This is a genomic window from Allorhizobium undicola ORS 992 = ATCC 700741 (genome assembly GCF_000621665.1).
Lineage (GTDB): Bacteria > Pseudomonadota > Alphaproteobacteria > Rhizobiales > Rhizobiaceae > Allorhizobium > Allorhizobium undicola.
Genome location: NZ_JHXQ01000001.1, coordinates 195099 through 211017, shown reverse-complemented (window position 1 = coordinate 211017; position 15919 = coordinate 195099). Strand labels below are relative to the sequence as shown.

At 60.9% G+C, this 15919-nt stretch carries 14 protein-coding genes; 11 read left to right on the top strand and 3 right to left on the bottom strand.

The annotated features are described in order from the left end of the window. The first annotated feature begins 256 nt into the window (after positions 1-256). Genes T424_RS0101030 through T424_RS0101015 form a run of 4 tightly spaced genes read left to right on the top strand, consistent with a single transcriptional unit; the run spans position 257 to position 3161 of the window. On the top strand, positions 257-994 hold the full coding sequence (locus T424_RS0101030) for a GntR family transcriptional regulator (protein ID WP_027486067.1): 738 nt from the start codon (positions 257-259) through the stop codon (positions 992-994). Next, complete coding sequence (locus tag T424_RS0101025; RefSeq protein ID WP_027486066.1) at positions 994-1779, top strand: transporter substrate-binding domain-containing protein; 786 nt, start codon at positions 994-996, stop codon at positions 1777-1779. The genes T424_RS0101030 and T424_RS0101025 overlap by 1 nt, the downstream gene beginning before the upstream one ends. Before the next feature lie 57 nt (positions 1780-1836). Continuing rightward, on the top strand, positions 1837-2508 hold the full coding sequence (locus tag T424_RS0101020) for an amino acid ABC transporter permease (protein ID WP_027486065.1): 672 nt from the start codon (positions 1837-1839) through the stop codon (positions 2506-2508). Next, entirely contained in the window at positions 2505-3161 is a 657-nt protein-coding gene (locus T424_RS0101015; RefSeq protein ID WP_027486064.1) for an amino acid ABC transporter permease, read from the top strand. The genes T424_RS0101020 and T424_RS0101015 overlap by 4 nt, the downstream gene beginning before the upstream one ends. A gap of 58 nt (positions 3162-3219) precedes the next feature. Here the strand turns inward: T424_RS0101015 and T424_RS0101010 are convergent, their stop codons facing one another. Further along, positions 3220-4083, bottom strand: coding sequence for an AraC family transcriptional regulator (locus T424_RS0101010; protein ID WP_027486063.1), 864 nt, complete (start codon positions 4081-4083; stop codon positions 3220-3222). A 438-nt stretch (positions 4084-4521) separates the two neighbouring features. On the opposite strand from T424_RS0101010, the gene alr reads away from it, so the two are divergent. From alr to T424_RS0100985, 5 genes are all read left to right on the top strand, one after another. Continuing rightward, positions 4522-5685, top strand: a complete 1164-nt coding sequence (gene alr / locus T424_RS0101005; RefSeq protein WP_027486062.1) for an alanine racemase — start codon at positions 4522-4524, stop codon at positions 5683-5685. 202 nt (positions 5686-5887) lie between these two features. Beyond that, positions 5888-7279, top strand: a complete 1392-nt coding sequence (radA, locus tag T424_RS0101000) for a DNA repair protein RadA (protein ID WP_027486061.1) — start codon at positions 5888-5890, stop codon at positions 7277-7279. Between the two features lie 320 nt (positions 7280-7599). Then, positions 7600-8175 carry a CvpA family protein gene (locus T424_RS0100995; RefSeq protein WP_027486060.1) on the top strand — a complete coding sequence of 192 codons (576 nt, stop codon included), beginning with the start codon at positions 7600-7602 and terminating at the stop codon, positions 8173-8175. 133 nt (positions 8176-8308) lie between these two features. Next, positions 8309-9799 carry an amidophosphoribosyltransferase gene (purF, locus tag T424_RS0100990; RefSeq protein ID WP_027486059.1) on the top strand — a complete coding sequence of 497 codons (1491 nt, stop codon included), beginning with the start codon at positions 8309-8311 and terminating at the stop codon, positions 9797-9799. Between the two features lie 14 nt (positions 9800-9813). Beyond that, on the top strand, positions 9814-10554 hold the full coding sequence (locus T424_RS0100985) for an SDR family NAD(P)-dependent oxidoreductase (protein WP_027486058.1): 741 nt from the start codon (positions 9814-9816) through the stop codon (positions 10552-10554). A 122-nt stretch (positions 10555-10676) separates the two neighbouring features. Here T424_RS0100985 and T424_RS0100980 read toward each other — a convergent pair whose 3' ends face one another. Together T424_RS0100980 and T424_RS21645 are read right to left on the bottom strand one after the other, a co-directional pair. Continuing rightward, the gene (locus tag T424_RS0100980) at positions 10677-11801 is read right to left on the bottom strand and encodes a glycosyltransferase family protein (protein WP_027486057.1); all 1125 of its coding nucleotides are present in this window, start codon (positions 11799-11801) and stop codon (positions 10677-10679) included. Further along, complete coding sequence (locus T424_RS21645; RefSeq protein WP_161712498.1) at positions 11795-13675, bottom strand: glycosyltransferase family 2 protein; 1881 nt, start codon at positions 13673-13675, stop codon at positions 11795-11797. Before T424_RS21645 ends, T424_RS0100980 begins: the two co-directional genes overlap by 7 nt. A 302-nt stretch (positions 13676-13977) precedes the next feature. Between T424_RS21645 and cysS the strand changes: the two genes are divergently transcribed. Next, positions 13978-15375: a cysteine--tRNA ligase gene (gene cysS / locus T424_RS0100970; RefSeq protein WP_027486055.1), complete on the top strand. Its 1398-nt coding sequence runs from the start codon at positions 13978-13980 to the stop codon at positions 15373-15375. A 48-nt stretch (positions 15376-15423) separates the two neighbouring features. Further along, complete coding sequence (locus tag T424_RS0100965) at positions 15424-15912, top strand: GFA family protein (protein ID WP_027486054.1); 489 nt, start codon at positions 15424-15426, stop codon at positions 15910-15912. Positions 15913-15919: the final 7 nt, after the last annotated feature.

The following is a 15919-nucleotide window of genomic DNA, read 5'->3' as shown; positions in this document are numbered from 1 at the left end:
TAAAGAAGCATCATTTTGGCGACGGGCCTCTGCGGCGGGATACCATCCTCAAGGATTTGACCGGCATTCGGCCTTATACCACGGCAGCAAAGATAGGACCGCATCCTCACCTTGCCGGAATTTCGAAGATCTCGACTGCGGCAAAAGCTTGATAAACAAGCGGTAAAACCAGCAGGCCTGCGGCGGGATGGATCATATTTTTGCACTCCGTGCATATTTCCTTCGATCTGGCACGCCTGTTGCTTACCAATCTTGTATGCAAGATGAACCGATCCCGAACCGCCAGACGTCAGACAGTATCGATAGCGCGATCTTGAACAGTATTCTGTCGGCGCGCATCAAGCCGGGTGCGCGCCTTGGCGAAAGCCAGCTGGCAGAACTGTTTTCGGTGTCGCGGACCCGTGTTCGCGAGGCGATGATGCGGCTTGAGGCGCGCGGCATCGTGCATGTCAGCCCCAAGCGCGGCTGGTATGTGCATGAACCCTCGACAAAAGAGGCCATGCAGGTTTATGCCGCCCGCCGCATCGTGGAATTTGGCCTGCTGAAGACCATGACGCCTTTGACGGCCGTGCAAAAGCAGGTGCTGCGCGACCATCTGGCTGAGGAAAAGGCCGCCATTGCCGCAGGCGACCGGCAGACCCTCACCTATCTGATGGGCGATTTCCATATCCGCATTGCTGAACTGGCGGGCAATCCGATTGTCACCGGGATACTGCAAAATCTGACGGCCCGCACCATTCTGATTTCCATGCTCTACCAGTCGGAGTTCCACGCACTGGAATCGCATAAAGGTCATTGCCGGATAGCCGAGGCAATCGAGCGGGACGACTTTGCCGCCGCTGCCGCCATGTCCCTTCGCCATCTCGACGAGGTTGAAACCGGCCTCGACCTGACGCGCCGCCCCGATCCCCTTGCCGATCTCAGGCAATCGCTTTCCCTTTCCTCCATCCCCCGTCCACCGCTTTCGAACAGTCAGAAAAGGACCATGCCATGATGTTTTCACGCCGCCTTCTGCTTGCCGCAACGTTGTTTTCGGCGGCCCTTGGCGCAAGCCACGCCGCCAGGGCCGATGCTCTCACCGACATCACCGCCCGCGGTACGATCCGCGTTGCCGTGCCGCAGGATTTTCCGCCCTTCGGCAGCGTTGGCCCGGATATGCAACCTACGGGCTATGATATCGACATGGCCAACCTCATCGGCGAAAAGCTGAAGGTGAAGGTGGAACTGGTTCCCGTCAGCAGCGCCAACCGCATTCCCTACCTCCAGACCAACAAGGTCGATCTGGTGATTTCCAGCCTTGGCAAGAATGCCGAACGCGAAAAGGTCATCGATTTCACCGAGCCCTATGCGCCCTTTTATAACGGTGTGTTTGCACCTGCCGATGTGGCCATCAAGGATGCTGCCGGTCTTGCCGGCAAGACGGTTGGCGTAACGCGCGGCGCCATCGAGGATCTGGAACTGACGAAGATCGCTCCGGCGGATGCCACCATCAAGCGCTACGAGGACAATAACGGCACCATCTCCGCCTTCCTCTCCGGACAGGTCGAAGTCATCGCCACCGGCAATGTCGTGGCGGCCGCCATCGTCGCCAAGAACCCGCCCAAAAAGCCGGAGCCGAAATTCCTCATCAAGAATTCTCCCTGCTATATCGGCCTCAACCAGAATGAGGCCGCGCTCAAGGGCAAGGTCAACGACATCATCAAGGGCGCCATGGCCGATGGTTCGCTGAACAGGATTTCGGAAAAGTGGCTGGCCATGCCGCTGCCGGAAAAACTCTGATCATCATTCAAATCCCTTCCGCCGTCCCCACGGCGGAAGGGATTGCGGGGATTGCCCATGCATTATGTTTTTCAATTTGGCTGGCTTCTTGATTATTATCCCATCATCCTCAAGGGCGTCGGCGTTACGATCGAGCTGATCGCCGTGGGCGGCATTGTCGGCATCGCACTTGGCGTGGTCTGCGCCTGGTGCCGGGCGCTCGGGCCGAAATGGGTGCGTCCGCCGGTGGCGCTTTATGTGGAATTGATCCGCAACACGCCTTTCATGATCCAGCTCTTCTTCATCTTTTTCGGCCTGCCATCCATTGGTTTCAAGATGAGCGAAATGGAGGCGGCCAACCTCGCCATGATCATCAATCTCGGCGCCTATAGCTGCGAAATCATTCGCGCAGGCATAGAAGCCACACCCAAGGGCCAGTTCGAGGCGGGGGCTGCGCTGGCATTGCGGCCCATGCAGGTTTTCCGGCTGGTCATCCTGGTGCCCTCGCTGCAAAGGATCTGGCCTGCACTCTCCTCGCAGTTGGTCATTGTCATGCTCGGCTCCGCGGTCGTTTCGCAGATTGCCGCCGAAGACCTCAGCTATGCGGCCAACTTCATCCAGTCCCGCACCTTTCGCGCCTTCGAGGCCTATCTGGTTTCCACCCTCACCTATCTTTTCCTGTCCATTCTGTTGCGCCAGCTTCTGGCCATGATCGGCAGACGACTCTTTCCGCAGGTGACATCACGATGATGCAGTTCACGCTCTGGGACATAGCCCGCAACCTGCTTCTTGCCACGCGCTGGACGCTGCTTTTGTCGCTGGTTTCCTTTCTTGGCGGCGGCGTCGTGGGACTGGCGCTGTTGATGCTGCGCATCTCCGCCCTCAAGGCAGCCCGGCTGATGGCGCGCGCCATTATCGAGTTTTTCCAGGGCACGCCGCTGCTCATGCAATTGTTCATCGCCTTTTTCGGCCTTGGCCTGTTCGGCATCGATGTTCCGGCCTGGCTTGCCGCAGGCGTGGCACTGATCCTGTGGACGGCGGCATTTCTCGCCGAAATCTGGCGTGGCTGCGTGGAGGCCGTTCCGAAAGGCCAATGGGAAGCAGGTAAAAGCCTGGCGCTGACCTATGCCCAGCAAATGCGCCTCATTATTCTGCCGCAGGCGTTGAAGATCGCCATTCCCCCGACCGCCGGATTTTCGGTGCAGGTGATCAAGGGCACCGCCCTCACCTCGATCATCGGCTTTGTCGAATTGTCCAAGGCTGGCACCATCGTCACCAATGCCACCTATCAGCCCTTTACGGTCTATGGACTTGTGGCGCTGCTCTATTTCGTGATCTGCTATCCGCTGTCGCGCACGGCCAAATATCTGGAACGGCGCATGGCTGCGGCCCCGGTGGGGTAAGAGGGCGACGCAACCGTGCGGAAGCACGGCAACGCCTCCCTCGCAGCGCGGATTGCGATCATAACGCCCGGCTGCGGTAAAGTCCGGGCGTTATGCCGTTCACAGCCTTGAAGGTGCGGGTAAAATGCGCCTGATCGGCGAAGCCGCACTGAAAAGCGGTTTCCGCCGGTGCCTCGCCCCGGCGCAGCAGGGCCTTGGCGCGGCGTATGCGCAAATGCGTCTGATAGGCATGAGGGGTGATGTGGAAGGCCTTGCGGAAACTGCGAATGAGATGAGCCCTGCTGACCTCGGCCATGGCAGCCAGATCCTCAAGCGCGATGTCCTCGCAGAAATGCGCATCGATATATTCGCGCGCCAGTTCTGCCGCCCGCGACGACACCGCGACCGGCCGGTTGACCAGCACGTTGGAATGGCGCGCCATCAGCGAGGCCATGATGCAGATCATCGCCTCCTCCGCCTCCAGCGTGCCCGCGCCTGCCTCCAGTCGCCGGTGCATTTCAAGGAAGGCTTCCGCCAGCGCCGGATCGGTCAGCTTCTGCTGCGGGAAAAAAGGCGTGCCGCGCAGCGGCCTGTCGGATACTTCCTCCATCAGCCGCATCAGGAAGCTCGTATCCGGATAGATCATGCGGTAACGGAAGCATCCGTCATAGGGGCCGCCGTCGTGAATGGCTTCCGGATTGATGAGATAGAGATCGCCGGGCCTGGAATATTCCTTCACGCCGCGAATGGTGGCCACCTTTCGGCCCGTCTCCATGGCGCCAATCCCGAAGCTTTCATGCGAGTGCGGAGAAAAGCGGTGGGTCACGAAGCTGGCGCTCATGCACTCCATGCCGCCCAGGCGGGTATCGCGCCAGAACCGCACGGTCTCGTTACCGGGTGCCACGGCTATCGTTTCGATCGGCTGTATGAGCGCATTTGACATGGCGTGATCCTGAAGCATTTTCTGAGAAAAGCGGAATCCGGCCTTCTATCCGAAAATGCGTAGAAACAAAGAGTTAGACTCGTCCCGTGCATCCGTGAGGCACGGGGAGAATTCTAAGGCAATCGGGATGCCCCGTCTCCCTCAATTTACAGATTCTTGCTGAAAAACGTCCCAAAAAACGAAAGATCAGGAAAATTCCGTGCAAAATGTCGTGAAGCTACCAGCGTCCTTGCATAAAACTGGGCAAGAACCGTCTTTTGCACCCTCTTGACCTCAACAGCGGGCGGCAAGCGATGATACAGCGTCCTTCGTGCGTTTTATCAAACGCACGAAGGACGCTGTAACACTTTAAATCTGCTGCATAATTTTCACCTTAAATCGATTCCGATTTAAGGAATTATACAGTAGAATGCCGTGACAACGTGATTGGGCGCCTGAATGACTGATTCCCCCGCATTGACAGATCCTGACGACATGTTCGATGCCGCATCGCTGCGCCTGACCATCGATCTACAGGCGCTTGCCGACAACTGGCGCGACATGGCGCGCCGCTCCGGCAAGGCGCGCACGGGTGCCGTGGTCAAGGCCGATGCCTACGGCCTTGGCATAGAGGATGCCGGGGAAGTGCTTTACCGCGCCGGAGCCCGTGATTTCTTCGTGGCCCAGCCGGAAGAAGGCGCGACCTTGCGCCACTATGCGCCGGATGCGCGGATCTTCGTTCTGTCCGGCGTCTGGCCGGGCATGGAGAGCGCCATATTCCAGCACGATCTGGTGCCGGTGATTGCCTCGGAAGAGCAACTGGCCTTCTGGATGTCCACGGTGGCCGATTACGGCGATCACCCCTGCGCACTGCAAGTGGATACAGGCTTCAACCGGCTGGGTCTGCCGCTGGAGGAGGCGCTTGAGCTTGCATCGGACGTCTCGCGTCCGGCGAGTTTTTCGCCGCAACTCATCCTCAGCCACCTCGCCTGCGCCGATGATCCGGCCTCGCCGATGAACCGGCGGCAGATGGAAACCTTTCGCCAGCTCAGCGCCGCTTTCGAGGGCGTTGAAGCCAGCCTCTCGGCTTCGGCAGGCATTTTCCTGGGGCCGGATTACCACTTTGACCTCACCCGTCCCGGCATTGCGCTTTATGGCGCACTGGCATCACGAAGCCAGCCAATGGCCACAAGGCCGGTTGTCACCGCGCAAGCGCGCGTGCTGCAAATCCGCGAGGCGCAAGCTGGCCAGTCCATCAGCTATGGCGCAACCCACAGTCTTTCGCGCGACAGCCTTCTGGCCATTGCCGCCGTTGGCTATGCCGATGGCTATCTTCGCAATCTCTCCGGTCATGGCGTGAGCCTGCGGCAGACGGGTCTGCCCGGCGCAAACGGCTTCATCGCGGGCCGGAACGTGCCGGTCGTCGGGCGCATCACCATGGACATGACGATCTTCGACATAACCGATCTGCCACGCGGCACCGTTCAGGCCGGTGATTATATCGAGCTTTTCGGCGCCAATATACCCATCGATGAGGTGGCCCATGCCGCGGGCACGATAGGCTATGAAATGCTGACAGGCCTTGGCCTGCGCTATCAGCGTCGCTATATCGAAGCGGAATAAGGCAAACAGGCAAGAGCAAGAGCAAGAGCATGTCGCGCAAAAGTGTGAAACGGTTTTGCGATGACGACATGCGTTAATACAAGAAATTAAAGCACGTTGCTTGAGCCTGATAAGCTGCAACGTGCTTAAATGCGGGGCGCGGACGATTGTATAATTGAAGGCCTGGGGGCGAAACTCGTCACCTCGCTGCGGAAGGAAGAGCATGGCACGCGCCAAAACCCAGTTCGTCTGCCAGAATTGCGGCACGGTTCACAGCCGCTGGGCCGGCAAATGCGACGGCTGCGGCCAGTGGAATACCATTGTCGAGGAAGACCTGCTGGGCGGCGTCGGCGGCGGTCCGGGCAAAATGGCGCCCAAGAAGGGGCGGCCTGTCACCTTGACCACGCTTTCGGGCGAGATCGAGGAAGCGCCGCGCATCGCCACCGGCATGGGAGAGCTGGACCGCGCCACGGGCGGCGGTTTCGTGCGCGGCTCGGCGGTGCTGATCGGCGGTGATCCGGGCATTGGCAAATCCACCCTGCTGATGCAGGCCGCCGCCGCGCTTTCGCGCAAGAAGCAGCGGGTCATTTATGTATCCGGTGAAGAAGCGGTGGCGCAGGTGCGGCTGCGGGCGCAGCGGCTGGGCGCGGCCGATACCGACGTGCTTCTGGCGGCGGAAACCAATGTCGAGGATATTCTGGCCACGCTCTCGGAGGGCAAGCGGCCCGATCTGGTCATCATCGATTCCATCCAGACGCTGTGGAGCGACAGTGCCGATTCCGCTCCCGGCACGGTCACGCAATTGCGCACCGGCGTGCAGGCCATGATCCGCTTTGCCAAGCAGACGGGCGCCACCATGGTTCTGGTCGGGCATGTCACCAAGGAGGGGCAGATTGCCGGTCCGCGTCTGGTGGAACACATGGTGGATGCCGTTCTTTATTTTGAAGGTGATCGCGGCCATCATTACCGCATTCTGCGCACGGTCAAGAACCGCTTTGGTCCCACGGACGAAATCGGCGTTTTCGAAATGTCGGACCGGGGCTTGCGCGAAGTGGCCAATCCATCTGAGCTTTTTCTCGGCGAGCGCAATGAAAAAGCGCCGGGGGCGGCGGTGTTTGCCGGCATGGAAGGCACCCGGCCCGTGCTTGTGGAGGTGCAGGCGCTGGTGGCGCCCACCTCGCTCGGCACACCGCGCCGCGCCGTGGTCGGATGGGAGCCCAGCCGTCTTGCCATGGTGCTTGCCGTGCTGGAGGCCCATTGCGGCGTGCGCCTTGGTCAGCACGATGTCTATCTCAACATTGCAGGCGGCTACCGGATTACCGAACCGGCGGCCGATATTGCCATAGCCGCGGCGCTGGTCTCCTCGCTGGCAGGCGTGGCGCTTCCGGCAGATCGCGTCTATTTCGGCGAGGTCAGCCTTTCGGGGGCGGTGCGGCCCGTTTCGCAAACGGCGCAACGGCTGAAGGAAGCCGAAAAACTGGGCTTTTCCGGTGCCGTCCTGCCGGGCGCCTCGGCTGACCTGCCCAAGGCTGTCGGCAAGGTCAGCAAGCTGGAAAGCCTGGCCGATCTGGTGGTGCAGATTGCTGGCCGCAAGCTTAAAGCGCCGGAAGAGTGACGGAATAACCCGACCGCGCCTCGCCAGTCCATTCTGCGGAATCTCCGGCTGCTTCAACAAAGAACAGGCGCCTTCATAATTTTGATAGAATTGCCTGTCCTTTGCGCCTTCCGCTCGGCCCAATCGTGGTGTAAGGAGAAGCCGCTTCCGCAAGGGAGCCGCACATGACGGAAAACTGGACGCCGCATGAGCGGCGACTGCATAATTCCTTAAACCTGGCCCGGTTCAAGGTAAAAAATTATGCAGCACATTTAAAGTGTTACAGTGTCCTGTGTGCATTTGATAATACGCACGGCGCTGTAGTCCCGGAGTAGAACTGGATGCCCATTACGATTTTCGACGGTATAGTCATCGGTGTCGTGCTGTTTTCGGCGGTGCTGGCGATGATCCGCGGTTTTTCCCGCGAGATCCTGTCGATTGCAAGCTGGGTTGGCGCAATCGCCGCCGCCTATTATTTCTACCCGCTCGTCCTGCCCTATGCGGAAAAATACACCGCCGATCACCGCATCGCCATGGCAGGCTCCGCCGGCGCCATCTTCATTCTGGCACTGATCGTGATCTCGCTGATTACCTCGCGCATTGCCGATTTCATCATCGACAGCCGCATCGGCGCGCTCGACCGGACGCTCGGCTTCCTGTTTGGCGCGGCGCGCGGCCTTTTGCTGCTGGTCGTGGCGGTCGCCTTCTGGAACTGGCTGATCGACGTGAAGGGGCGCCCGGCCTGGGTCAACAATGCCAAGTCCAAGCCCTTCCTCGACGCCATGGTCCTGAAAATGGAGGCCCTGCTGCCGGAAGACCTGGAGCCGCAACTGCGTGCCCGTATTCTCGGCAAGGAACAGCCCCAGTCCCAGGAAGGACAGGCGCCTGCCGAAGATGCGCCAGCCACCGGCAATTGAAAGCTTACCTTGCCACAGCGGCAAGTCATGAAAATCGGCGGCGGGACATATTCTCCCTGAACGGTCTCGCGGCCCGCACATCCCATTTCAAACCCGGGCGCCTCGTGAGCCAAGTGAGCAAAGGCCTGCTGTGATGATTCAGTCCTCCTCCTCGACATTCCTCGATGAAATTGACGGCGATACGCTGCATGAAGAATGCGGCGTTTTCGGTATTCTCGGCCATCAGGATGCCGCAACGCTGACGGCGCTTGGCCTCCATGCCCTCCAGCATCGCGGTCAGGAGGCGGCGGGCATCGTCTCCTTCGACGGTAAGCAATTCTATACCGAAAAGCATATGGGGCTGGTGGGGGATCACTACACCAACCCGGTCACGCTGGCCAAGCTGCCGGGTGCTGCCGCCATTGGCCACACCCGCTACTCCACCACGGGGGAAGTGGCGCTGCGCAATGTGCAGCCGCTGTTTGCCGAGCTGGAGGAAGGCGGGATCGCCATTGCCCATAACGGCAACTTCACCAATGGCATGACGCTACGCCGCCAGATCATCGCAACCGGCGCCATCTGTCAGTCCACTTCGGATTCGGAAGTGGTGCTGCATCTCATCGCCCGCTCCCGCCATAGCTCCACCGCCGACCGCTTCATCGACGCCATGCGCCAGATGGAAGGCGGCTATGCGATGATTGCCATGACGCGCACCAAGCTGATCGCCGCGCGCGACCCCGTCGGCATCCGCCCGCTGGTCATGGGCGAGCTGGACGGCAAGCCGATTTTCTGCTCGGAAACCTGCGCGCTGGACATTATCGGCGCAAAATATGTGCGCGACGTGATGAATGGCGAAGTCATCATCTGCGAAATCCAGCCGGATGGCTCGATCAGCATCGACAGCCGCCCGCCCGCCCGCCCGCAGCCGGAGCGCCCCTGCCTGTTCGAATATGTCTATTTCGCCCGGCCGGATTCGGTCGTCAGTGGCCGCAATGTCTATCAGACGCGCAAGAATATGGGCATGAACCTGGCACTGGAAGCCCCTTGCGACGGCGATGTCGTGGTGCCGGTGCCCGATGGCGGCACGCCTGCGGCTCTGGGCTATGCGCAGCAAAGCGGCATTCCCTTCGAATACGGGATTATCCGCAATCACTATGTCGGGCGCACCTTCATCGAACCCACGCAGCAGATCCGCGCCTTCGGCGTCAAGCTCAAGCATTCCGCCAACCGCGCGATGATCGAAGGCAAGCGCGTCATTCTGGTGGATGATTCCATCGTGCGTGGCACGACCTCGCTGAAGATCGTGCAGATGATCCGCGATGCGGGCGCAAGCGAGGTGCATATCCGCGTTGCAAGCCCGATGATCTATCACCCGGACTTTTACGGCATCGATACGCCGGACGCCGACAAGCTGCTGGCCAATCAATATGCCAATGAAGAGGCCATGGCGAAATATATCGGCGCGGATTCGCTGGCATTCCTGTCCATCGACGGGCTTTACAAGGCCGTGGGCGGCGAGCCGCGAAATCCGGAAAATCCGCAATTCACCGATCATTACTTCACCGGCGACTATCCGGTGCGGCTGCTGGACAAGGAAGGCGAAAAGGTGGGCCGCAAGGTCTCCGTTCTCGCCAGCAACGGCTGAGAGGCAGGCAGAGCATGACTGTGGATTTGAAGGGCCGGATTGCGCTCGTTACCGGCGCCTCACGCGGCATCGGCTATTTCACGGCGCTGGAACTGGCCCGTGCGGGTGCCCATGTCATTGCCTGCGCCCGCACCGTTGGCGGCCTTGAAGAACTGGACGATGCCATCCAGGCGGCTGGCGGCTCGGCAACGCTGGTGCCCTTCGACCTTGCCGATATGGGCGCAATCGATGCGCTGGGCGGCTCGATTTTCGAGCGCTGGGGCAAGCTGGACATTCTGGTGGCCAATGCCGGCGTGCTGGGGGTTATCTCCCCGGTTGGCCATGTGGAAGCCAAGGTGTTCGACAAGGTCATGGCAATCAATGTCACCGCCACCTGGCGGCTGATCCGCTCCATCGATCCGCTCATCACCAAGTCCGATCAGGGCCGCGCGCTGATCCTGTCTTCCGGCGCGGCTCACAAGTGCAAGCCCTTCTGGGGCCCCTATTCTGCCTCCAAGGCTGCGGTGGAAGCGCTTGCCCGCACCTGGGCCGCCGAAAGCCAGCGCCTGCCGCTGAGGGTTCTGTCGGTCGATCCGGGCGCGACCCGCACCGCCATGCGCGCTCAGGCCATGCCGGGCGAAGACCCCGATACGCTGCCGCATCCTTCCGAAGTGGCAAAGGCCCTGTTGCCGCTGGTCGGCCCGGACCAGACCGAAACCGGCAAGCTCTTTCTCGTGCGCGAAAACCGCATTGTGGATTACCATATGCCCGCGTGACGTCGGGCGCAGAGCCTCTGCGCCTTTTTTCACTGGCCGCAAGCTGCCCCTCTCCAACCGGTTGCTGTTACGCATTTCCGGACGGAAAACCGCTATCGCACTTTTCCTGGAAATGAGTCTTCTCACGCATTTCCGGACGGAAAACCGCTATCGCACTTTTCCTGGAAATGCTTTGCAATCTCCGGCAGCCCCACGCTGGCAAGTGCCGTCATGGCCGCCACTTCCGCCCGCGTTGCTGCCGCAACAGCCTGACGCTCGGCCGGATTATCGATCAACGCCAGAATGGCGCGCACCCATTCTTTCGCATCGTGGGAAAGATGGATTTCGCCGCGATCATGACCGAAGCCATAACTGAGCGATGCCGAATAAAGCCCCGCCGCATCGAGCCGCGCCACATCGATGCGTTTGGTTGGCGAGCGGCAATCATTGACGGCGGAAGGCGTCAGCGGCACGAGGAAAATATCCACACGCGCCGAGGTCATGCTTTCGAGATAGCTGTTCCACGAGGTCGGCAGCCTGACGTCGCAGCGCTCCAGACCTTTCCAGATGCCGGAAGCGCCGGGCCCGGCCACCACTTCGAAGCGGGCCTGCGGCCGGGCCGCAAGCACTTTCTCGATGATTGGCCGCAAAAAGCGATGTTCGGCCACGTGAACGCCGGTGGCGTGATAGGCAATCACCACCTCATCGCCGCAGTCTGCCGCCTGCGGCCTTTGCCAGAGCTTTGCAGGTGGCGCGGGCGGCAGCAGGCGCGCTCCCGTTTCGCCTATGGCGGCAGCCAGCCTCGGCGTGGACAGCCACAGGCAATCGAGCTGCCGGTTCAGCCGCCGCAGCGGAAAAACCGCCCGGTACCACAGAAACAGCCGATAAGGCAGATCCGCATCCTCGCCGGTAATCACCGCCGGTATGTCGTCATCGAGAAACAGGCCCACACCGGCGAGAACCTCGCTGTGGCGTTCGATCCAGCTTACCAGCGCGGGGGATGCGTAGCGGCAGATCAACACGAAACTGCCCTCCGCCTCCAGCTCCGCGGCGCGGAAATTGCGAATATCGCAAAGCTCGAAAGGCGGCATACCGGCAGCTTCAAGCCGGGCCACGAGATAATAATCGACAGTGGGATTGGGAATGCGGCCAAAAACAAGGATGCGCCTGACCGCACGGCGCGGACTACCCCGGCCCGGCCCCAGAAGCCGGGGCCGCGTGAGACATCTGTCGATCAGGCGGGACAGGATCGAGCTCTGCTTCAACATTCGCCGCTCCGGGCCGTGGTTTGGCGCGGCGCACCTGCCAGCACGAATTCTCCTGCCGAAAGCGAAAGATTCGGATTATGGAAGGGATCGTTCAGCAGCAGATTGCCCCAGGTTTCGAACATATATTTTTCTTCAGCCGCAAAGCGCTGGCGCTTGGCCTCGGTATTGTCGCGCCCGCGTGAAACGGATTCCCGATGCAACAGCTGCGCATGAGGGGTCCAGCGGATCAGGGCTCCTTGTCTGCGCAATTTGAGGCAATAATCCACATCGTTGAAGGCCACGGGCAACATTTCTTCATTCATGCCGCCCACGGCCTGCCAAAGACTGCGGCGCGTCAAAAGACAAGCCGCCGTAACCGCAGAAAGGTTGCGCCGCAGCGATAAAAGCCCGCGATCCTCCCCGCCATCGGGGTGGTAGAAATGAAAGCCGTGCCGGGCAATGGAGCCATGGCCGAGAATGACCCCGCCATGCTGGACATATCCATCGGGAAACAGCAGCAGCGACCCCACCGCCCCGACATGCGGGTCTTCCATCTCGCCCAGCATCTCCGCCAGCCAGCCGTCTTCAAGCGGCTCCACGTCATTGTTCAGCAGCAGCACCGCCTCATGCCGCGCCGCGCTTATGCCAAGGTTGCAGGCACGTGAAAAATTGAACGCCCCCGGCATGGCCACGCGCCGGATCTGCCCCGCCGCCTCGTGTCGGGCCATCAGCTCCAGCGTCGCCTGCTCACGGCTGTCATTATCGATAACGAGAATATCGAGCCCCGCATGACGGGTTTTTTCCAGAAGCCCCTCCAGACAGGCCGCGAGAAGATCGGCCCGGTCACGGGTGGGAATGATGACGCTGACCGGCTTCAGCACCGGCAAAGGGCGCTTTATCGTCAATGAAGGGCTTGGCAGCGCCTGGCGATGCACCAGCACACGCGGCAGATGCAGGATCGTCCCCCGTTCGGCAAGCCGGGCAAGCAGCGCGGCACTCTCAAGGCCGATGACATCTTGCGCCTCAGGCAGGGCGCTGGCGCGCATCAGGGCGGCATCGGGCCGCAGCCATCCGGCCTCTGCCAGAAGCGCGTCCCAGGCGGGTTTGAAAAAGGGACTGTGCCGCCGCCCGTTCTTTTCCATCACATCCTCATCGGCATAGACGGCAGCGGCGGCGGGACAGTCGCTCAGGCTTTGCACCATGTCGGCAATAGCGCTGGCGGCAAGCCGCGTTCCGGCGGGCAGGCGCAGCCAGAACCCCCGCCCGTCCTCAGGCGGGCCCTTGCTTTCGCGGATGGCCGGATAGGTCTGCCCTGCAAGGCTTTGGCGGCTCAGCGCAGCAAGCGCGCCATTCCCGGCAATCGTCACCGTCACCGGCGGCGTTTCGGTCAATGCCGTCACCGGCTCCACGCCGCGCCGAGCAGCCTCGGCCCATATCCAGTCGCGGTAGGAGGGTTCGCTGAGGCCCTCGAAAAAACGGAGGAAGCGGAAGACCGCGCCCTTGCTGTTGCCTGCCAGAAAAAGCCGGAGCAGGCGGCTGAGCGCCCTGGGGCTTGCCCAGCCAATCCGCACGCCGATTTCCACGAGGCTCAACCGGCGCAGTCTGATCACAGGCCTGCGCCCGCCCGGCCTTGCGGCAGCGCAGGCCACAATGCGGATGGTGGCCAGATCATCCGGCGTCCACCCGAAAAACCGCCCCCTGCCCCGAACCACCAGCCTGCGGCACAGGCTTTGTGGCACGCGGCCATGGCGCAGGAATTCCAGAACGGGCGATGGTCCCAGCACCCCATCGGGGTCGGAAACGGTCATCGCAATCGGCCGATCCGACAAAAGCCGGGCCGCCTCACCAACCGCAATCTCGAATTCCGGGCTTGCGCCTTCCACGTCCCCTCGCATTTTTCGGCCAGTGCCTTCCACCTCCGGCCTATCGCAAAGAAGCCGCATGAAGGAAAGAGCTTTGATACGACAAAGCCTGAAAAGCAAATTTTTCCCATAAAAACGGCGTCTTCGGGTTCATCCATCCCCTTGACCGCCGCCGGAGAGCGCGCCATAACTCGCAACCATGAAAACGAGCCTCTGCATTATTTGCGGCACCATTATTCGCTAGCGCTTCGCTGGCCCGGCCGTTTTCGTCTCCTGAAAGCTCCAGATGACAAACGACCCGGTCCAGCCGGGAATGTTCATTTCGGGAGTAGACCATGGCCGCAGGCCTCAAGCTTTACAATACATTGACGCGCGAGAAGATGGCGTTCGAGCCCATCGATAAAGACAATGTGCGCATGTATGTCTGCGGACCGACCGTTTATGATTTCGCCCATATCGGCAATGCCCGGCCCGTCATCGTCTTCGACGTGCTGTTCAGGCTGCTGCGGCATATCTATGGTGAAGACCACGTCACCTATGCCCGCAACATCACCGACGTGGACGACAAGATCAACGCCCGCGCGCTGCGCGATTACCCTGACCTGCCGCTGAACGAGGCGATTGCGCATGTGACGCGCAAGACGGCCGACCAGTTCCATGCCGATGTAGCACGCCTTGGCTGCCTTGAGCCGACGGTGGAGCCCCGCGCCACCGACAATATCGCCCAGATGATTTCGATCATCGAAACGCTGATCGCCAAAGGCCACGCCTATGTGGCGGCGGGCGAAGTGCTGTTCGACACCCGCTCCATGGCCAGTTACGGGCAATTGTCGAAGCGCAATCTGGATGAGCAGCAGGCAGGAGCCCGCATTGCCGTGGAGACGCACAAGAAACATCCCGGCGATTTCGTGCTGTGGAAATTGTCGAGCGACAACGAGCCCGGCTGGGAAAGCCCATGGGGGCGCGGCCGTCCGGGCTGGCATATCGAATGCTCGGCCATGTCGCGGCGCTATCTGGGCGAAATTTTCGACATTCACGGCGGCGGGCTGGACCTGATCTTCCCGCATCATGAAAACGAGATTGCCCAATCCTGCTGCGCCAACGGCACGGATGTGATGGCGAATGTCTGGATGCATAACGGCTTCGTGCAGGTGGAAGGCCGCAAGATGTCGAAATCGGACGGCAACTTCTTCACCATCAACGAGCTGCTGGAGGCAGAAACCTTCGGCGGGCGCAAATGGCCGGGCGAGGTTCTGCGCCTTGCCATGCTGATGACGCATTATCGCGAGCCGATCGATTTTTCGGTGAAGCGGCTGGAGGAGGCCGAACGGCTGCTGGCCAAATGGCCTGCCATGAACATTGCCGATTTCGACCCGCAGACGCGGCCTGACCCTTGCGTGCTGGAGGCGTTGCATGACGACCTCAACACGGTGGCCGCCATTCAGGCCCTGCACGGGCTTGCGGGCGAAGCGCAGGCCAATGCTGAAAAACGCGCCGTCTTTGCCGTCAGCGCCGCTTTGCTTGGCGTTTTGCCGCAGAAGGCCGAGGTGAGCGACGATCTCGCCGCCGCCGTCGAAGCGCTGGTTGCCATGCGGCTGGAAATGCTGAAAGCGAAGAATTTCGCCGAGGCCGACAAGATCCGCGACGATCTTGCCGCCAAGGGCATACAGCTGAAGGATGGCAAGGACAAGGAAACCGGCGAACGGGTGACGGCGTGGGAGTTGAAGCGCTGAATGTGCAGCGCCGCTGCCACGCGGCAAGAGAGGGAAGCTGACATGGCCATGCAATTCTATACCGGCGGATGCCAGTGCGGTGCCGTGCGCTTTCGCCTGCACGGCAAGCCCAGGGATGTCTCCATCTGTCATTGCCGCATGTGCCAGAAGGCTTTTGGCAATTATTTCGCACCCTTTGTCGCCTGCCATCCGGCGGATGTGGAATGGACGCGCGGAGCGCCGAAACAGTTTGCCTCTTCCAATTTCGTCACGCGCGGCTTTTGCGGCGATTGCGGCACGCCGCTGACCTATGAGGCGCCCGACGGGCTTTCGCTGGCAGCCGGCGCCTTCGACGATCCCGCCACGCTGCCGCCCACCCTGCAATATGGCACGGAGGGCAAGCTGCCCTTCACCGATCATCTGTCGCGGCTTCCGGGCCACCACACCGATTTCGACATTGAAAGCGCACCTTTTCTGGCGGACATTGTTTCGAACCAGCATCCGGATGAGGAAATGCCCTTCTGGCGCGGTTCGCTTTCCCAACCCGGCGATGAATAGGAGCTGA